The organism is Bacillus sp. FSL W8-0920, assembly GCF_038593215.1.
In the GTDB taxonomy this organism is placed as follows: domain Bacteria; phylum Bacillota; class Bacilli; order Bacillales; family Bacillaceae; genus Bacillus; species Bacillus pumilus.
On record NZ_CP151974.1, the window covers coordinates 3,359,150 to 3,377,530 of the forward strand.

Sequence of the window (18,381 nt, forward strand, 5' to 3'; positions counted from 1 at the left end):
GGATCAAATGCTTCAGCACAACATCAACGAGGAAGAAATCAAACAAACAGCCGAACAGATCAAAGAACTTCTTCCTGCAACAGATGAAAACAAACAACTCATCAAAAAAGCATTGATTACTTATAGACAGGACAGTGTATATCGTCTCAAGCAAGAATCTGATACGGAATGGTCAGCTTATGTACATGATGTTGTGGCAGCAAGAGTCCATCTTCATGTGCTGTTTCCTGTGAGAAGCAGCTGCTCATGTCCGGCAGATGGACTTTGTAAACACATTCTCGCTGTCTTCTTTTCGCTATACGCTCAAGTGGAGAGTGTGACTGGATTTACAGAAAATTGGTCAGAAAAGGATGAATTACAGCGCAGCAAAGAATTGATTCGCCAGCACTTCCAAGTGAAGCGCCCAGACGAACAATCACTCCAAAGCTGGCTGAATTTTTTCCAAGAGGAATTTAACCTCTGGCTGAAACGGACACCAAAGCATCAGCAAACACCGCAGCATTTGTATTACGGCTATTTATCGATCCTAAAAAAACACGCACCTCATTCTCCTGAATTCAAGAGTTTGTATGCGATTCATACGTCAATCGATGTGTGGTTAAGGATTCATGAATTAATCGACCTTGGCCAGCTTGATGCCGAGAAGGACTTTTATTCCATGAATCCATATGTCGAACAGCTTATGAACACCATTTTCGATTCAGTGGATCACTTGAAGACATACGCCCTTTCCTTTTCCCTCGATCCGTTTCTTGAAAACACACCAACTGCCGTTCGGACACTTCTTCAAATAAACGGACCTTTCCAGCATGAACGAGTAGCGGTCTTTATGGAGATTTGGGGCACCATATTAAATAGAGGGAAATGGGTTAAAAAAGAAACAGAATTACTAAGAAACGCTCAGCAGCAAGAACAAACGGTTGAATGTACCATCGGATTGATGCACATGGATTATTTAATGAAAGAAGACGATAGCCTCTTTCAGCAATTAAAGCTGCTCAATGCAGATATGCTGCCAAATGTGCTCAATTGGCTGAAGGATCTGACAAACCGCAAGGACTGGAAGCGGCTCAAGCTCTGGTATCATGAGATCACCTATATTTTAGAGGAATATTGCCAGCTCGACCTTTCCTACAGAGAACTGCGAGGAGCCGTCAGTGATTTCTTCTTTTATTTAGACGCATACTTTAAGCAGACGAAGGATCATCATTTATATGAACGCTACCTCCAGATTTGCATGCCCTATGCGTTTACTGAATATAGTCAGCTATTATATGCACAACAGCGTTATGCAGAATGGATTGAGATTCACAGCCTTGTTGGTTTCTCCATCAGTGAACTGGAGAAGGATCTGATCAAACAAATTGCAAAAGAGGAGCCTGAAGCGCTCATTCCATCATATCACCGTGAAATCTCACAGCTTCTCGATCAAAAGAATCGAAGTGCTTACCGGGAATCTGTGAAAATGCTAAAAAAACTGCGCACGCTTTATCATAAAACGAAAAAAACTGCGATTTGGGAAAGATATGTAAAGCAGCTACAGGATTCAACGAAACGGCTGCGTGCGTTCCAAGAGGAAATGAAGAAAGGAAAATTAATTGATGACACGCCATAAACAAATTGTCATTCATGCAGAACAAACAGAAGATTTCTCTTTCACCATTTCAGCGCAAGCAGAGGACGGACACCCTGTTCCGCTTAATGAAATGAAGAGGCAGCTTTTCCAATGGCACGAATCGTCTTTTTACGGAACATTTTTAGAAGATGTGAGCTTTATTGGCACACCTGCCTTCCTGCTAAGCCCTTGGATGACCGTCGAACTGCTAGGAAAAAATTCGTTTAATACCTTTAGTCATGTGACACTAACCGATGAAACGGAACCACTGATGAAGACCGCCTCCACCATTTATGAATTCATTGAGGATGAAGATTTCATTCCCGATTACGAGGCATGGACAAAAGGTGTGCTTCGTTTTAAAGACAAAGAAGGACTATTAGATGGCTATACGGCTGAGTGGTTCTCCTTTGCCGTACAGGATTATATTCAATTTGATAATGCCTTACAGCACAAATGGAACCGGATGACAGAACAATCGCCTGCGCTCTCATCCTTCCAAGGACATTTTTTAGATGAGCAGGATTTCTTGGAAACGATTGGCTGGATTGATGACGACACACCTTTCACTGTCGGCTTGCGTTTAAATGAACCGGATTTCGACGGAGATGATTGGAAAATCGAATTGTTTTTGCGTGATAAGAAAAACAGCGACCTTCACTTTTTTGAAGGCATCCGTTCATTGAAAAGGTCTTGGCATCCGTATCAAGATAAAATCTCAAGAGAGCTGGAGCGATTCGGTCAAATTGTCCCTTGGCTTTCTTTCACATCTGGCACCACGCTCATGTCAGAAGACGAAGCATGGCTTTTCCTATCTGAAGCAAGTGAAACACTTGTGAATATGGGCATTGAGATCCTGCTCCCATCGTGGTGGCAAATTGTCAAAGAAAGCACCATGATGCTAAAAGCAAGGATTTCCTCTACCCCGAGAGGCGAGTCGCATGTCGGAATGGATGCCTTGATGGACTTTAATTGGCGCTTTGCTACAAACGGCATCGAGCTGACAGAAGATGAGTTCAACGAGCTTGTCCAAAGTAAACGGCGCCTTGTCAATATTCGTGGACAATGGATCAAAATCGATCCAACCTTCATCCAGCAAATGAAAAAATGGATGGAGCGTGCCGAAAATGAAGGGCTGCACATGTCTGATATTTTGTCACGTGAACTGGCAGATCAAGAAGCATCCTCTGAATCGATTCCAGAGCTGCTAGACAGCTCAGCATTTGCACATATTCAATTTGAACTTTCGTCTCAATTAAGAGGGCTTGTCCATCAGTTAAATGAGACGCATGAGCTGCCTTCCTACGAAATGAGTGAGTCCTTCAAAGGCACACTCAGGCCGTATCAGCAGCATGGTGTCAACTGGCTGTTATTCTTAAGATCTCATGGATTTGGGGCTTGTTTAGCAGACGATATGGGTCTTGGAAAAACGATTCAAATGATTGCGTATTTCACATATTTAAAGGAGCAGGAGCAAAATGCCGCTCCATCTCTCATCATTGCGCCGACCTCTGTTTTAGGAAACTGGCAGCGGGAGCTTGAAACCTTCGCACCACATTTGAATGTTGCCTTGCATTACGGGCCATCACGCCCTCAAGGCGAACACTTTACAAAGGCATACGAGTCAACAGATATTGTCCTGACGTCTTATGGACTCTCACATTCTGATCGTGATGAATTAACGTCAGCAAAGTGGGATACGATTTGTTTAGACGAAGCCCAAAACATTAAGAATGCCCATACGAAACAATCGAGAGCGATCAGACAGCTCAAAGGGCAGCATCACATTGCCCTTAGCGGGACACCTATGGAAAACCGTTTAACAGAGCTTTGGTCCATTTTTGACTTCGTCAACAAAGGATATCTCGGCAGCCTGACGAGCTTTCATAAGAAATTCGTTCTGCCGATTGAAAAAGATCGTGATGAAAAAAGAATTGAACAGCTGCAGCAGCTGATTAAGCCTTTCCTATTAAGACGAACAAAGCAAGATGAAGAGGTCGCCCTGAACCTGCCTGAGAAACTCGAAGAAAAAGAATTCATTCCGCTATCTGCTGAGCAGGCTTCTTTATATGAACAGCTCGTGAAAGATACATTCGAACACATGGCTTCGTTAACAGGAATGCAGCGGAAAGCCATTATTTTAAGTATGCTCGGCAGACTCAAACAGATTTGCGATCACCCGGCTCTCTATTTAAAAGAGAGTGGAACCGATGTGAAACTGCTGAAACGTTCATTAAAAATGGATAAACTCGCAGAGCTGTTAAAAGCAATACATGAGCAAGGAGAAAGCTGCCTCATTTTTACGCAGTATATTGGAATGGGGAACATGATCAAGCAACTGGCGGAAAAAATGTTTGGAGAACCAGTTCAATTTTTAAATGGCAGTCTGTCCAAACAGGAACGGGATAAAATGGTGGACCGCTTCCAGAAGAAAGAATTCAACATCTTAATTCTCTCTTTAAAAGCAGGAGGAACAGGACTTAACCTAACCGCCGCAAACCATGTCATTCACTACGACAGATGGTGGAATCCTGCTGTGGAAAACCAAGCGACCGACCGTGCTTATCGGATCGGACAAAAACGATTTGTTCACGTCCATAAGATGATCACAACGGGCACGATTGAAGAAAAAATCGATCAAATGCTCGAAACAAAGCAAACGTTAAATGATCAAATTATCCAAAGTGAAAGCTGGATTACAGAGCTATCGACAAACGAACTAGAAGATTTATTCACATTAAGTGCCGCCGCTCAATCATCTTAATCCAAGCAAAAAGAGGACTTTTCTCAAACATGATGAAAAGTCCTCTTTTTTCATTTCATATGAACATAGGTTAAATGTGCAGTTTTTTCAATGCAGATTTCACGTTCATATACGTATTCAATTCACGGAAGTCTTCTCTCATTTCTCCCATTTTCATCGCAAGATTCGGTTTAATTCCTGTCACGATGAGTTCCGTACCTGTCATTAAAATCAAATCGTTCAGCTTAAAGATCGCATCTGCCACAAATGAATCGACTTCTAATAAACCAGACAGGTCGACAATAAAATAATCGTCCTTGGATTGAGAGATATAGGTGGAGACTGTGGAGATAATCTTATCAAATCTTGGCGCTGTTAACGTACCAATGATCGGTAACACAGAAATACCATCTTTCACAGGAACAATGGGAACGGAAATGTTCAGCACTTCATCAATTGATTGCTCAAGAAGCTCCTGCTGTTCCTTCTCTTTCGTGACATCCTTTTGCAGACCAACGAAATAAAGACGTTTCCCTTCATTTTCGTCAATCCAAAGAGGAGCTACACTTAACTCATTCCAAAACATCTGTCCAGATTTTTTATAATTTTTCAGCTGAACAGTGACAGCCTCTTTGTTCTCAATAGCTGTTCTAATTTGTTGGAGAGCAATTTGCTCTGTTTCATTTCCTTGAAGGAAACGACAATTCTTCCCCAATACTTCGGGTTCTTGATAGCCTGTCATATCTAAAAAGCCCTTGTTCACATATATTAAAGGATTATCAGGTAAAGACGGGTCCGTCACCGTCAGGCCAACCTGAGTATAGTCTAAGGCTTCCTTGATTAAATGCAGATTTTCGGACTTATAAGATTCCAGCGCCATTCGTTTACTCTCCTTAATTTCCTTACAAGCGGGTTATGTTCATAATTAAATTATATGATGTTCCACATCATGTGTAAATAGAAGTAGTTCTGAATTACTCTTTTGTAGAATGCGCTTTATCCTATGTGATTTATACAACGACATCCGATGCATCTATTTCAACAGGTGTCGAATCATATACGCAACACCATGTTCATCATTTGTTAACGTGACATGATCAGCGATTTCTTTCATATCCTGTCTCGCATTGCCCATCGCAACCCCAACACCAGCTGCTCGAAGCATCGATTCGTCATTTAAACTGTCTCCTACAGCCGCTGTCTGTCTTAAAGGAACACCAAGTCGTTCTGCCAGCCTTGTTAATGCCTGGCCTTTAGATGCGTCCTTAGCACCAATTTCAAAGTTGTGATCGGCTGAACTGACCATTGTGACATCTGAATCATCACCAAACATATCCCATCCTGCCTTCAATCTGTCTTCAAAGAAAGAGAAACCTAAGATGTTGTAGAATGAAAGCTTTCGATCCTCACGAAACAACTCTTTATATGTATCAATATAAGAAAAACCCGACTGACTGTATTGCACTTCTGCCGCTTGTTTTAAAACACTCAGGTCCGCTTCTGGATTTGCACTTTTTAAGCGATCCATTTCAATCGCAAGAAGCTCTCTACCACGATTCGGTGTGAAAATGGCTTCGTTTGTAAAAACTTCATAATAATAATCACGTTCTTCAAGCCACGACAATATGCGTTTGGCCTTTTCTTCTTGTAAAGCAACTGAATGATATACTTGTCCAGCCGGATCATGAATCACAGCTCCATTGGCACTAATCACCCATGTATTCATCCCAAGCTCATCAAAAATAGACCTCACATCAAAATACGCTCTTCCTGTAGAAACGACAACTTCCAATCCATTCGCCGCTGCTTCCTTTAATGCCTGCTCATTTTCCTGACTCACTTTGTGTTCACTATTCAATAACGTTCCGTCTAAATCCGTTGCAATCAATTGAATGTTTGTCATCGTTCTCTCCTTTTTGTCTCCATTTTGGCTATCATACCGCTGATAAAATCCATCATCAAGAGGTGATCGGTTTATCATTGAATAAAAGGGTACCCGGCCACGCTACATGACCGGATACACACAAGGGGATTTAAGGGGACACATGACCTATACAAAGAAGCGATGGTTCTATTACGCAGTGTTCTTATGCTCAAGGCAGCGTCTATCAGCTTTAGCTAGAGGGGGGCTGTCAGATGCTAGACGTTACCTTTTGATTCAGACCGTACCTCCTTTCCTTTCAACTGCCCTTAGTCTACCGAGAAAGGTTGTATATGACAAAACATGAAAATGACAAAATCCCCCCTCAAATTCTCTATTTCCTCTTTAATTTCTGCTTTTTACCGCTTGAGTATAAAACATCATCTTGTTTTGTTTGATGAAAAACTTATTTTTCATAAATTGATAAAAAACGTCTGAATGAATCCAATTACTAGAAGGCATGTGAATATAATCAGATCCGTCCCACGCAAACCAATAAAAACAAAGCTGCCCGTCATGAATCGACAATTGAAATTCAAAGTAGTCCATTTGATCCTCGGTGACGTATTGAAACGTGAGTGACTCGCCTTCTTCCATGTACACATCACAAAATGAAAGAATGTCTCCCCACGAATAAACGCGCATTTTGCTCTTTGCCTTCTCCTCGCCAATATGTATGTTTCGCAATTGATAAGACTCCATAAAACATCTCCTTTCACTCATATGCAGCTCGCTTTAAGCAGGCAGCGGTTTCATTTATACAGATGTTGTATGCTATAATGTTACTTACGAATAATGAACGCTTGTGAGGTGCAAAAAATGAAAACCTTTAGGCTGATTGATTTAAAAATCGAACTTGATCCAAAGCAAGATAAAATGTCCAGCATTCCCCTTCGTGACGGTTTAATCATTAATAAAGAAGATGGTGAAAATCACTGGATGATCGAGGCACTCATTCCAAAGAAACATAGACAGGTGTTTGAGGTGCTCTTTCAGCAGCACACTGAAGTGAAGATTCTAGTAACGATCACAAAAGAAAACAACCGCCCTGTTCATCTATCTGTCCAAGTCAAAAACATTGTTGCTTTAGAAGAAAACATTTCTGTGCTGCTCGATGGTAAGATGATTACAAATCGTTACAGAACAGAAACCGAAGAAGTACTTAAAGACCTCGTCAAAGAGGGGCTTTCCGGAGAAAAACTGCTGGATGCATTTAAACAAAACACATAAAAAGAGCGGGATTAGCCGCTCTTAGATAGTTGACAAAGGGCTAAAATGAATCTTATTTTAGCCCTTTGTCTTCCTTTCAGCGTGATAGAAAACCTTTGCAGTCTAGAAAGGGCGAGCACCGAAGCACAGACCTGACAACGAATGCGAGGGTTTGCCTACACGCTGAGAGCGGGGTTAGCCGCTCTTTTTCTATTGCACATCTTTCGATTGGCTTTGATGTTTCAAGAGATCTCTAATTTCAGTTAGTAAAACTTCCGTTTGATCCGGCGTTTCTACAACCTCTTCTTCCTCTACCTTTTTCCGTTTTAATTTATTTAAATAACGAATAAAGATAAAAATGGAAAACGAGATAATCAAGAAATCAATCACTGTTTGTATGAAGCTTCCATATAAAATTTGCGCAGATCCGATCTTAATAGATAGACCGCTAAAATCATGTCCGCCAATAATAATACCGACGAGCGGCATGATCAAATCATTCACAAGAGAAGTGACAATTTTGCCAAATGCTCCCCCAATGATGACACCTACAGCCAAGTCAATGACATTTCCCTTGACTGCAAATTCTCTAAATTCTTTCAGCATCTTTTATCACCTTCATCTTTTTTGTCTAATATGACGTTTTTTTGTCAAAAATGCAAGTCCTGATCCGTTCAGACTAGTTGTTTCCATATAAAAAGCGATTCATCCTTGATGAACCGCCAGGCAAATCATGATACTTTAGGACCGATAGAAAATGTAAGTTCTGCTTCACATACCACTTCGCCATCTACTGTGGCTACTGCTTTTCCTTTTGCAACTGGACCCTTGAGGCGCGTCACTTCTACCTCTAAACGAAGCTGATCGCCAGGCTTCACCTGTCTTTTGAAACGGCAGCCGTCAATTCCTGCAAATAAACCAATTTTCCCTTTGTTTTCTTCTTTGCCTAACATAATGACTCCAAACACCTGCGCAAGTGCTTCTACAATTAGCACACCCGGCATGACTGGGTATCCTGGGAAATGACCATTAAAAAATTCTTCGTTCACTGTGACATTTTTAATCCCAACCGCTCTTTTCTCTCCCTCAACCTCTAAAATACGGTCGACCAATAAGAATGGATAACGGTGTGGAATAATGTCTTGAATTTGCTGAGCATCAAGCATATCTTGATCTCTCCTTTTTTCTATATCGATGATCTTCATTTGATTCCTATAGAAGTATATTATGAATGCTCGTATTTTTCAACGTCCACTCCACATATATGGTAAAAAATAGAATCTACTTTTACCTATTGTCATCAAATATAATCCACACTACACTCATTGTTTTTTCACAAATATGGTAATATATATTACATCATTGATTGAATAAGAGGGTAAAAATGAATTTTATAAGTGATAAATCCATTAAAAAACTTCTCCATTCGTGGTATACAATGCTAAAGCATCGACATTTTTCGAAGGCTGAAGAAATCAAAACAACTCTATTAAAACATCAACGTAAAATATCAAAAAAACAGGAACTCTATTTACATTATCAGCTGATGCTTTTTCGCCAGCAGCTCTGGATGAATCAGACAGAGGACTTAGAAAAAATGAAACATGAATTGATGCAGCACAAAGATGATATGAACGAAGAACTGGCCTATTACTTTTACTTCTTTCTCGGACTTTACGAAGCTTTAAACAGCGATCAAAATGATGCGATCTACTATCTCGAAAAGGCGGAAGAACGACTGTCGTTCCTTAACGATGAGCTGGAGGAAGCAGAGTTCCATTTCCGTACAAGTGGTGTTTATTATAACAACCGCTATTCGTTGCTATCGATTCGTCATGTTCAAAAAGCCATGGATATCTTTGCAAAGCATGGGGATGACCACAGCCTCTATCGTTGTAAAATTGTGCTTGGTCTTAATTATAGCGATCAAAAAAAATATGAAGAAGCAGAAGCTCTTTTTATTGAGATCATCGAATACGTGAAAATCATTGATGATCAAGAACTGCTCGGTATCGTTTATTATGACGCTGGCTTTATTCAGTCGAGACAAAACCGTCACAAGAAAGCGCTGGAATACTTTAAAAAAGCACTTCGTCTCCCAGCATACCGGAAGTCCGCACACTCCTATGTATCGTGCCTCTACGAAACTGTGCGTTCCTGTTATAAAGAAAATTTAACCGATGAAGGAATGAAGTATATTCAAAAAGGATTGAAAGAAGCCGTTACTTCTCAATTTGATATATTAAGAATCAAGTTCCAAATCTTATTTCTTCTCTACAGCCAAACGCCAAAGGCAGATGAGCAGATCGCAAGGCTCGTCACATGCCTTGAACGAAAAGAAGCCTGGATTGATCTTGAGGATCTGCTTGCCGATGTCTCAGATTTTTATAAAAAAAAGGGCGACTTTGAGCGAGCCGCCTTTTTTATCATGAGAGGCTGATGTCAGCCTGCTCATTATCGAATTGTATTCACTAGTCCAAGCATTTGATCACCCATCGTAATCGTTCTTGAGTTCATCTGATAGGAGCGCTGTGTTGTCATGAGATCTGTTAATTCTTTAGACATGTCCACATTCGACGTTTCAAGTGCACCTTGCTGAAGCTGAATCGCTTGGCGGTTTGCTCCATTTAGTGCCGTTAATGCACCTTGATAAGTACCGTCAACTGAGAACAAATTATCTCCTTCAGAGACAAGTGCTGAAGAGTTATTGACTTGTACAACACCTAGATTCACTTGCTGATTCGGTTGATTATCTCTTGAAATGGCTGTTAGACGTCCATTTTTATCAATTGAAATATCACGGAAATTCGCATTTAAGACGATTTCATTTCCGTTTTCATCAAGAATCGGATGGCCTTCGCTAGTGACAAGCTGCACTTGATTACGATTATTGCCTGGCTGTAAGTAAAGAGAACCGTCTCTTGTATAACGAATATTACCGCCGACATTGACCTGCATATACTGAGACGGCGCTCCAAATGCAACATCAAGATCACGACCTGTTTCTTTAATCGAGCCTTGCAGCGAGTTAATGGACGCATTCACCATCGTACCCGTACCAAGCCTTAGCCCATCAGGTGTCAGACGACTGTTTGCCACCTGCGCATTTTTTTCATCCACCTGGTTGAACTGTTGTCTGATAAGCTCTGAGAAACGGGTATTTTTCGCACGGTACCCTGTTGTTTCACTGTTCGCGATGTTATTACTGATAATATCAAGCTGCTTTTGTACTTCGTTCATTGATACAGCTGCATTGATCATCGTTCTAAGCATGAGAATCCTCCTTTCTTTTTCATGTCTTGATTAGTACACTCTGCCAATTTCATTCACTGCTTTTTCTAAGCTTTTATCATACGCCTGAACCACTTTTTGGTTTGTTTCAAATGCTCGATAGGCGGTTGTCATTTCTGTATATGATTTCGTCACATCCACGTTCGACAGCTCCGATACACCTTGACTTAGCGTATAGGACATTTGACCGTTATTGACTGCGCTTGGCAGGGGCTGGTTATCAGCTGTACGGTATAAATCATTTCCTTCTCTCTCTAAGTTCCTTGTATCCATCGCAACACGCACATCAATTTGCCCGAGATTTTGTCCATTTTCACTCACAGTTCCATCTGCATTCACTTTGAAATTCTCACTCTGAACCGTAATTGGCTGACCTGTGACAGAAAGAAGGGCACGTCCATTGATAGTCAACTGATTTTGTGCGTTCATTGTAATTGAGCTGCTTTTCGTATAACGAACGCCTTCTGGTGTATTGACCGCATAAAAAAGCGCTGATTTCTGATTGGTCTCCGGGTTGATCGGCACATTATTTTCGATTAGTGCGACATCCGTTGTTTGATCTGTTGTTTTTAAAGTTCCTTGTGTAAATTGAGGAATCAGTTCCTGCATATATGTCCCCGTATTAATGCCGCCAATCGGCGTTTGCTGTGGAACACTAAAACCTTTGCCTGAGGAAGTTTGGAAACGTCCTGACTCCATTCGGCTTAGCAGCATTTCTGGAAATGCCCGCATGGTCCCCTCATCCGCTTTATATCCTGGCGTATTCGCATTTGCGATATTATTTGAAAGCATTTCTGTCCGCCGCTCTTGAGCGATCATGGCAGATGTTGCGGTATATAGTCCTTTTAACACGTGCTCACCTCATTAAAATTCTTTCACATGACCTAAACACAATCTTCTATGAAATATATCGGCATATTTGCAGGGTTCTTTAATAAAAATCCCCCATTCTTTCGAAAAAGAATGAGGGACATCATTAGCTGAGTTTACGCTTTGGCAGCTTGTCCATATTATCAAGCATGACGCCAGTACCAACAGCTACACAATCCATCGGATTCTCAGCCACGAAAACTGGTACTTTCAGCTCTTCTGCAAGCAATTGATCAAGCCCGTTTAGAAGAGCTCCGCCACCTGTAATGATGACGCCGCGATCAATAATATCAGCTGATAATTCAGGCGGTGTTCTCTCAAGAACTTGCTTCGCAGCCTGAACAATCGCAGATACAGATTCACGCAATGCTTCTTCTACTTCTTTGCTTGTGACGGTAATCGTTCTTGGTAATCCTGTCACCATGTCTCGTCCACGAATTGAAATCTCTTCATGACGTGCGTCTGGGAATACCGTTGCAACTTGGATCTTAATATCCTCAGCCGTGCGTTCACCGATCAACAGCTTGTACTCTTTTTTAATGTAGTTGAGAATTTCCAGATCAAATTTATCTCCAGCCATTTTAATAGAAGAGGCGGTTACAATGTCACCCATTGAGATGACAGCGATATCTGTCGTTCCGCCTCCAATATCTACGACCATGTTTCCACTTGGCTGAAAAATATCCATACCAGCACCAATAGCTGCTACTTTTGGCTCTTCTTCAAGAAATACATGCTTACCGCCGCTTTTTTCAGCAGCTTCTTTGATCGCCTTCTGCTCAACAGATGTAATGTTTGTTGGGCAGCAGATGAGCATACGCGGCTTAGAGAATAGCCCTTTCACATTTAATGAGTTAATAAAATGCTTGAGCATCGCTTCAGTTACTTCAAAATCAGCAATTACGCCATCTTTTAATGGACGAATCGCAACAATATTCCCAGGCGTACGTCCAACCATACGTCTAGCCTCTTCTCCAACAGCCAAAACTTTCCCGCTGTTTTTGTCAAGAGCTACAACAGATGGTTCATTTAACACAATTCCTTTTCCTTTGACATGAATCAGTACATTGGCAGTACCAAGATCAATTCCAATATCCCTAGCAAACATCTATATATATCCTCCTTGAAAATCTGTTTCCATAGCAAATACCACATTCTGCCCTAATTATATATTCTATCATAATTTGCAGAAAAAAAGATATTTCTTTACAAAAGTCTTTACAAAATTTGTGGTTAGAAACTACCGATATGAGGAAGATATATATATCATGTTTAAGAACAAAGAACTAATCTTATTGTTTCACAGGCTCGCCTTCTAAAATTTCTTCTTTTTTATACTTTAATTTAGTGGCTTCTCCCCCTCGCAAGTGGCGGATTGATTTATGATAATCCAGTATCTCCTTCACTTCATTAGCCAGATCTGGATTAATTTCTGGCAGTCTTTCTGTTAAATCCTTGTGTACAGTACTTTTAGAGACTCCAAATTCTTTCGCAATTACACGAACGGTTTTCTTTGTCTCCACGATATACTTTCCTATCTTGATTGTTCGCTCTTTGATGTAATCGTGCACACCACTCGACCTCCCTAAAATGGATGTGAGAAGTGTGAAATGAGATCCGTATCAATATTGTCCATTTTCAGCGGCGCTTGTTCGTCTTAATTCCTCATCCATTAGGTAGTAAATGCCAAACACGATCCCTCACCTCAAACACTCTCTTTGTCAGGTTTGTAACAGTGTATTAGCATTGCATAGGGAATATGCTAAAAATGAAGATGGGACAAGGGATTTATCAGAAAATGCAATCATTTCGAGTGGCGAAAATTTTCACTTTACAAGAATGGGTCGAGCACGTAAAATAGAAAAGGTGATTTTATTTACCTAGCTAAATATTGAATAAAGGTGATCATATGGATACGTTAAATAGAGAGTGTTTACATCAAATACACCAAAGCGCCAGGTTGCTGTCTAAAAAGGCGAACGAAGCGCTTGCTGCTTATGACTTGTACATGTCCCAATGGACTGTACTTTTTTGTTTGGATACATTCGGCCCGAAAACCCAAAAAGACATTTGGACATATTTGAACGTCGAAGCCCCAACCATTACCCGAACCGTAACCCGTCTAGAAGCAAATGGCTGGGTGAAACGTGTACAAGGAAAAGACAAACGTGAAAATCTGATCGTGATGACAGATGATGCTAAGGCCCGATTTGAAGAAATCAAACGTACGATGGAACAATTTGAAGAAGAATGTCTTTCAAATTTCACCCACGAAGAAAAACAACTCCTCCATACACTTTTACACAAATTATCAACTGAATAGGAAGTGACATACATCATGAACGAACGCATTTGGACGAGAGACTTTATCATGATTGTCCTGGTGAATTTATTTACGTTCACCTCTTTTTATGCCCTTTTGACATTACTGCCCATTTACACAATGGATGAACTAAATGGAACAGAATCACAGGGCGGTCTCCTTGTGACGGTCTTCTTATTGTCTGCCATTGTGACAAGACCGTTTTCAGGAGCGATTATTGAGAAATTCGGTAAAAAACAGATGGCGATTTTCTCATCAACGGCTTTTGCCTTACTCACTTACTTATACATCCCAATTGATCAATTCCAAACGCTTCTCATGCTGCGTTTCGTACAGGGCATCTTTTTTAGCATTTTGACGACAGTAACCAGTGCCATTGCGGCAGATATGATTCCAAAACATAAACGCGGGGAAGGACTCGGCTACTTTGTCATGTCCATGAACCTCGCTGTGGTCATCGGTCCATTTATCGCACTGAATCAAGTAGGAAAAGTAGGATTCCATTCCTTATTCCTTCTTTTTTCCATTATCGTTACCATTGGTGCCGCTTTTACGATGCTGATCAGACAGCCAGAGCTTGAAGATGGGGGTAGTGTCGTCTTCCGATTTACTTTTTCTCATCTGTTTGAAAAAGGTGCATTAAAAACAGCGGCAGTCGGCATCATTATTTCCTTCTGTTATTCGCCGATCATTTCATTTATTTCAGTCTATGCCAATTCCCTTGACTTGATGGGGGCAAGCAGTTATTTCTTTATTGTGTTTGCGGCAGCGATGCTTGGATCACGTCCATTTACAGGCAGACTTTTTGACCGAGTAGGACCTCACATTGTGATCTATCCTTCGATTGCTCTTTTTGCGATTGGTTTATGGATGCTGACAGCTACACATTCAGCTACAATGCTTCTTCTATCAGGTGGTGTCATTGGACTTGGCTATGGATCGCTAGTACCATGTTTACAAACACTTGCCATTCAGCACTCACCAGCTCACCGTACAGGCTATGCGACGGCTACTTTCTTTACCCTATATGATACGGGTATTGCTGCTGGATCATTTGTATTTGGTCTTCTTGTCAGCTTCACAGACTTTTCAAATGTATATCTCATTGCAGGTATTGTTGTCTTGCTCAGTATGATTGTTTTTTATTGGAGCGAACGAAAGCCCCAAGAAGCAAAAGCACAGAAGGTCTCCCTATCAGAATAGGATTCTATTTTAAACTTCAACGGAAACATGCTAAAATATAGGATGTTTCAAATAAACGATTATTTGAAAAATAGTTGGCATTAAGCGAAGGTATAGGTGATGTTTTGAATTACGAATTGTTTAAAGTGATACACGGGATGGCTCATCATTCTGAGTTTTTAGATCAGGCCATGATTTTTATTACGAAAAAGGCCATTCTTGTGTACGCCCTTGTCTTATTGATTTGCTGGTTTTTAGGTAATCACAAATTTAAGAAGCATGTCTTCTTTTCAGGTGTAACGGGCATCGCGGCACTTATCGTCAATTTTGCGATTACACTGGTTCATTATGAGGAGCGGCCGTTTGTGGCGCATAAAGTCGACACACTCATTCCGCACTCAGCAGATGCTTCCTTCCCAAGTGACCATACAACAGGTGCACTGGCTCTTTCACTTGCCATTCGATCTCGCAATAAAAGGCTCGGCAACATCTTGCTCGTTTTTGGATTACTCACAGGATTCTCCCGCATCTGGGTCGGTCACCATTATCCATTAGATGTTTTAGGCAGCTTGGTCGTATCGATTGTGGTCGTGTTTATCATGAATAAATTATGGAAATTCTTTGACTCTCCAATTGATCGCATCGTTACTTTCTATGAGACAATTGTAGGGAAAATATTTAGAAGGAAGCAAAAGGATCAGGGCTCTGACCTGTCTAACTCTTAAGCGGCTTGCGATAACGTGATGAAGAATCTTCTTCCACTTATCGCGCCGCTTTTTTTATTGACTGTCCTCCTCTGACCTTGTTCGAAAAATAAAGACTGACACCGATGCCGATAAGGGAAATCATGATCAGCGTCCAGCCTAACTGCTCAAAATGAGGACCCGCAATTTCATCTCCAAACAGCATACCGAGAACAGCAGATGACAGAATGGAACCAAGGTAGCGACATGTTTGAAAAAGCCCAGAGGACGTGCCAATCATATGCTGAGGGCTTGCCTTGAGCATCGCAGCTTGCAGCGCAACATTTCCAATCCCGTAACTAAGTCCAAGCAGCGCTAGAACAAGCCCTTTTCCCCATAATGGTGCCGGAATAAAAAAGAAGGTCATCGCAGACGCCCCAGCCAGCATCAATACCGCACTGGCTAATACCGGATGGCGTTCATCCCCGCGGTCCACCCACTTACCCGTCAGCGGAGAGACAATGATGCTCACCCCAGACATGCAAAGCATAAAAAGACCCGTCATTTCCACACGCCAGCCTAATTCATCTTGGAAATAGCTCGGCAAACCAAAGAAAAGACAATAGAAAAAGATATTTAAAATGATAAATTGCACATACACGAGTGAAAGTCGCTGCTCCTGCCTGAACATCCGAATTTGAATAAACGGTTCATCCACCTGATACTCCCACCAAATAAAAGCGCCTGCACTCAAGAGACAAAGAATCCCCTGTACATATTGAATGCCATGACCTAGTGATAATAAAAACGAAAGCAGAAGGACAATACAAACTGTAAAAAGCAGCATCCCTGGCAGATCGAGCTTCCGTACCGTTTCACCTATACGCAGCTTTCTCTTTTTCTGCTCCTTTGGAAACAAAGATAGTCCAAGAAAAAAGCTGATTAAAATAAAAGGCAGATTCACTAAAAAGATAGCCGGCCAGCCGCCGATTGTCATTAAAAAGCCGCCAAGTGTCGGTCCAAGCGCCGTCATCGCTGAAGCAAAAATGGACAATACCGCTAACGCCGATGCCTGCTTGTCTTGAATATGATCCCGAATGAGTCCGACACCAGAAGGATAAATGGCACTGCTCCCAATTGCCTGCAACAACCGAATCACAATCAGCACCGCAAACGTCGGGGCAAACGGCGCACAGATGGCTGAGACCGCGACAAGACCCAGTCCGAATAAAAATAATGTTCTCCGGCTCATCACATGATCCCCAATCCGGCCGCTCACCGGCTGCGTCACCGCACTAGCTAAATAAAAAGACGAAATAAGCCAAGATACAGTCGTAAATGACAAACCGAATTCATGCTGGATTTGATGCAAGGCCAAAGAAATCATTGAGGAATTTAACGGATTTAACATTGTCCCAAAGGCAATCGCAGTTAAAAAGACTTTTCGGTTGTCCCTCCACTTCTTCATACACCGACCCCCTCTTTGTGTTCTGACATGTTTCCTTCCGTTATTATGAGATTCATTTCCCTTTTTTACCCTGATCAATTCAAGTTCTCTCTTGGAAAAGCAAGACATACATTTTAAAAAGGGCGAGTGTTGGAAAAACACATATAAAATTGAGAATATGAGGAACAAATGGTAAGATGCTACACATATTTAAAAGCCTACTTTCTCCTTATATGGAGAAAGGCTGAAAAGGAGGAGAAGCTTATTATTAAGAAAAGACGGTTTTGGGTCCCAGCCCTTTTCTCGGTTGCAGTATTACTTCTGTCTTCGTGTGGTGCAAATGAAACAAATGGGAACGGAGATAAACGTAATTCTACAGCGAAAGGGTCGCCAATTTTGGAGGATGGAAAATTTATATTTGCAGCATCAGGTGAATTTCACCCGTTCAGTTACATGGATGGAAATCAGATGTCAGGCTTTGATATCGATGTAGGCAATGCGATTAGTGACAAACTAGGCCTCGAGCCTATACAGAAGAAATATAAATTCGCAGGCATTGTCGAAGGTGTGAAATCAGGAAAATTTGATGCGGCAGTTGCAAGTCATACCATCAATGAGGAACGAAAAAAACACGTCCTTCTTTCTAAGCCCTACTACTACTCTGGTCCGCAAATTTTCACAAGACCTGGTGCAGACATTCAACATGCTGATGATTTAAAAGGCAAAGAAATTGCTGTATCAAAAGGCTCGTCCTACGCTGATATTGCAAAGGAACATAGCGGGCAGGAACCAAAATATTACGACAGTGATGTCGTCGCTTTAGAAGCACTAGCCAACGGAAAACACGATGCAGTCGTGACGGATTTTGCGACAGGTGCAGAAGCCATGAAGAAAAAATTAAAGATCGAAGCGCAGGAAAGACTCGGACAAAGTGAGCAGGCAATTGCTGTATCTAAAGAAAATGAACAGCTCATAAAAGAGATCAACGATGCGATTGACGCATTAAAAAAGGATGGAACATTAAAACAAATTAGCGAGAAATACTTTGATGAAGACATCACAGTCAAACAAAATTAAAACCACGATTGTGCGCCTTT

Annotated in this window: 18 protein-coding genes; 8 read left to right on the forward strand and 10 right to left on the reverse strand. The window is 41.3% G+C overall.

Translation table 11 applies throughout. The features are described from left to right. Nucleotides 1–7: 7 nt before the first annotated feature. Together NSS78_RS17270 and NSS78_RS17275 are read left to right on the forward strand one after the other, a co-directional pair. Nucleotides 8–1,615 (forward strand): SWIM zinc finger family protein, encoded by a 1,608-nt coding sequence (locus tag NSS78_RS17270; protein WP_226804244.1) that lies wholly within the window; start codon nucleotides 8–10, stop codon nucleotides 1,613–1,615. Next, nucleotides 1,602–4,379, forward strand: coding sequence for a DEAD/DEAH box helicase (locus NSS78_RS17275; RefSeq protein WP_268459187.1), 2,778 nt, complete (start codon nucleotides 1,602–1,604; stop codon nucleotides 4,377–4,379). Before NSS78_RS17270 ends, NSS78_RS17275 begins: the two co-directional genes overlap by 14 nt. 70 nt (nucleotides 4,380–4,449) lie before the next feature. On the opposite strand, the gene NSS78_RS17280 is transcribed toward NSS78_RS17275, so the two are convergent. From NSS78_RS17280 to NSS78_RS17290, 3 genes are all read right to left on the reverse strand, one after another. After that, on the reverse strand, nucleotides 4,450–5,238 hold the full coding sequence (locus NSS78_RS17280) for an STAS domain-containing protein (RefSeq protein WP_003214597.1): 789 nt from the start codon (nucleotides 5,236–5,238) through the stop codon (nucleotides 4,450–4,452). Nucleotides 5,239–5,391: 153 nt separating this feature from the next. Next, nucleotides 5,392–6,252 carry a Cof-type HAD-IIB family hydrolase gene (locus tag NSS78_RS17285; protein ID WP_212045774.1) on the reverse strand — a complete coding sequence of 287 codons (861 nt, stop codon included), beginning with the start codon at nucleotides 6,250–6,252 and terminating at the stop codon, nucleotides 5,392–5,394. A 372-nt stretch (nucleotides 6,253–6,624) separates the two neighbouring features. After that, nucleotides 6,625–6,981, reverse strand: a complete 357-nt coding sequence (locus NSS78_RS17290; RefSeq protein WP_050944417.1) for a hypothetical protein — start codon at nucleotides 6,979–6,981, stop codon at nucleotides 6,625–6,627. A 117-nt stretch (nucleotides 6,982–7,098) separates the two neighbouring features. Between NSS78_RS17290 and NSS78_RS17295 the strand changes: the two genes are divergently transcribed. After that, nucleotides 7,099–7,509 carry a YwpF-like family protein gene (locus tag NSS78_RS17295; RefSeq protein ID WP_003215215.1) on the forward strand — a complete coding sequence of 137 codons (411 nt, stop codon included), beginning with the start codon at nucleotides 7,099–7,101 and terminating at the stop codon, nucleotides 7,507–7,509. Nucleotides 7,510–7,698: 189 nt separating this feature from the next. On the opposite strand, the gene mscL is transcribed toward NSS78_RS17295, so the two are convergent. After that, on the reverse strand, nucleotides 7,699–8,094 hold the full coding sequence (gene mscL, locus NSS78_RS17300; protein WP_003215139.1) for a large conductance mechanosensitive channel protein MscL: 396 nt from the start codon (nucleotides 8,092–8,094) through the stop codon (nucleotides 7,699–7,701). Between the two features lie 125 nt (nucleotides 8,095–8,219). Beyond that, a complete protein-coding gene (fabZ, locus tag NSS78_RS17305; protein ID WP_327839541.1) occupies nucleotides 8,220–8,654 on the reverse strand; it encodes a 3-hydroxyacyl-ACP dehydratase FabZ in 435 nt (144 codons plus the stop codon). Nucleotides 8,655–8,872: 218 nt separating this feature from the next. On the opposite strand from fabZ, the gene NSS78_RS17310 reads away from it, so the two are divergent. Then, on the forward strand, nucleotides 8,873–9,928 hold the full coding sequence (locus tag NSS78_RS17310) for a tetratricopeptide repeat protein (RefSeq protein WP_106032129.1): 1,056 nt from the start codon (nucleotides 8,873–8,875) through the stop codon (nucleotides 9,926–9,928). Nucleotides 9,929–9,942: 14 nt separating this feature from the next. Here the strand turns inward: NSS78_RS17310 and NSS78_RS17315 are convergent, their stop codons facing one another. The 4 genes from NSS78_RS17315 to spoIIID form a co-directional block, all read right to left on the reverse strand. After that, nucleotides 9,943–10,761, reverse strand: a complete 819-nt coding sequence (locus tag NSS78_RS17315) for a flagellar hook-basal body protein (RefSeq protein WP_003215031.1) — start codon at nucleotides 10,759–10,761, stop codon at nucleotides 9,943–9,945. A gap of 30 nt (nucleotides 10,762–10,791) precedes the next feature. Next, on the reverse strand, nucleotides 10,792–11,631 hold the full coding sequence (locus NSS78_RS17320) for a flagellar hook-basal body protein (protein ID WP_327839538.1): 840 nt from the start codon (nucleotides 11,629–11,631) through the stop codon (nucleotides 10,792–10,794). A 124-nt stretch (nucleotides 11,632–11,755) separates the two neighbouring features. Continuing rightward, nucleotides 11,756–12,757: a cell shape-determining protein Mbl gene (gene mbl, locus NSS78_RS17325; protein ID WP_012011515.1), complete on the reverse strand. Its 1,002-nt coding sequence runs from the start codon at nucleotides 12,755–12,757 to the stop codon at nucleotides 11,756–11,758. Between the two features lie 184 nt (nucleotides 12,758–12,941). After that, the gene (spoIIID, locus tag NSS78_RS17330) at nucleotides 12,942–13,220 is read right to left on the reverse strand and encodes a sporulation transcriptional regulator SpoIIID (protein WP_008343327.1); all 279 of its coding nucleotides are present in this window, start codon (nucleotides 13,218–13,220) and stop codon (nucleotides 12,942–12,944) included. A gap of 338 nt (nucleotides 13,221–13,558) precedes the next feature. On the opposite strand from spoIIID, the gene NSS78_RS17335 reads away from it, so the two are divergent. From NSS78_RS17335 to NSS78_RS17345, 3 genes are all read left to right on the forward strand, one after another. Continuing rightward, nucleotides 13,559–13,972, forward strand: a complete 414-nt coding sequence (locus tag NSS78_RS17335; RefSeq protein WP_003214738.1) for a MarR family transcriptional regulator — start codon at nucleotides 13,559–13,561, stop codon at nucleotides 13,970–13,972. A 15-nt stretch (nucleotides 13,973–13,987) separates the two neighbouring features. Continuing rightward, nucleotides 13,988–15,175 carry an MFS transporter gene (locus NSS78_RS17340; RefSeq protein ID WP_050944419.1) on the forward strand — a complete coding sequence of 396 codons (1,188 nt, stop codon included), beginning with the start codon at nucleotides 13,988–13,990 and terminating at the stop codon, nucleotides 15,173–15,175. Between the two features lie 104 nt (nucleotides 15,176–15,279). Beyond that, nucleotides 15,280–15,879 (forward strand): undecaprenyl-diphosphatase, encoded by a 600-nt coding sequence (locus NSS78_RS17345; RefSeq protein WP_309216024.1) that lies wholly within the window; start codon nucleotides 15,280–15,282, stop codon nucleotides 15,877–15,879. A 37-nt stretch (nucleotides 15,880–15,916) separates the two neighbouring features. Here the strand turns inward: NSS78_RS17345 and NSS78_RS17350 are convergent, their stop codons facing one another. After that, a complete protein-coding gene (locus NSS78_RS17350; RefSeq protein WP_284907412.1) occupies nucleotides 15,917–17,305 on the reverse strand; it encodes an MFS transporter in 1,389 nt (462 codons plus the stop codon). A gap of 168 nt (nucleotides 17,306–17,473) precedes the next feature. Between NSS78_RS17350 and NSS78_RS17355 the strand changes: the two genes are divergently transcribed. Beyond that, nucleotides 17,474–18,361, forward strand: a complete 888-nt coding sequence (locus tag NSS78_RS17355; protein WP_050944421.1) for a transporter substrate-binding domain-containing protein — start codon at nucleotides 17,474–17,476, stop codon at nucleotides 18,359–18,361. Nucleotides 18,362–18,381: the final 20 nt, after the last annotated feature.

Coding starts and splice junctions, on each gene's coding strand:
- NSS78_RS17270 (WP_226804244.1), top strand. CDS start 8: ATGCTTCAGCACAACATCAACGAGGAAGAAATCAAACAAACAGCCGAA.
- NSS78_RS17275 (WP_268459187.1), top strand. CDS start 1,602: ATGACACGCCATAAACAAATTGTCATTCATGCAGAACAAACAGAAGAT.
- NSS78_RS17280 (WP_003214597.1), bottom strand. CDS start 5,238: ATGGCGCTGGAATCTTATAAGTCCGAAAATCTGCATTTAATCAAGGAA.
- NSS78_RS17290 (WP_050944417.1), bottom strand. CDS start 6,981: ATGGAGTCTTATCAATTGCGAAACATACATATTGGCGAGGAGAAGGCA.
- NSS78_RS17295 (WP_003215215.1), top strand. CDS start 7,099: ATGAAAACCTTTAGGCTGATTGATTTAAAAATCGAACTTGATCCAAAG.
- mscL (WP_003215139.1), bottom strand. CDS start 8,094: ATGCTGAAAGAATTTAGAGAATTTGCAGTCAAGGGAAATGTCATTGAC.
- fabZ (WP_327839541.1), bottom strand. CDS start 8,654: ATGCTTGATGCTCAGCAAATTCAAGACATTATTCCACACCGTTATCCA.
- NSS78_RS17310 (WP_106032129.1), top strand. CDS start 8,873: ATGAATTTTATAAGTGATAAATCCATTAAAAAACTTCTCCATTCGTGG.
- NSS78_RS17315 (WP_003215031.1), bottom strand. CDS start 10,761: ATGCTTAGAACGATGATCAATGCAGCTGTATCAATGAACGAAGTACAA.
- mbl (WP_012011515.1), bottom strand. CDS start 12,757: ATGTTTGCTAGGGATATTGGAATTGATCTTGGTACTGCCAATGTACTG.
- NSS78_RS17335 (WP_003214738.1), top strand. CDS start 13,559: ATGGATACGTTAAATAGAGAGTGTTTACATCAAATACACCAAAGCGCC.
- NSS78_RS17340 (WP_050944419.1), top strand. CDS start 13,988: ATGAACGAACGCATTTGGACGAGAGACTTTATCATGATTGTCCTGGTG.
- NSS78_RS17350 (WP_284907412.1), bottom strand. CDS start 17,305: ATGAAGAAGTGGAGGGACAACCGAAAAGTCTTTTTAACTGCGATTGCC.
- NSS78_RS17355 (WP_050944421.1), top strand. CDS start 17,474: ATGGTAAGATGCTACACATATTTAAAAGCCTACTTTCTCCTTATATGG.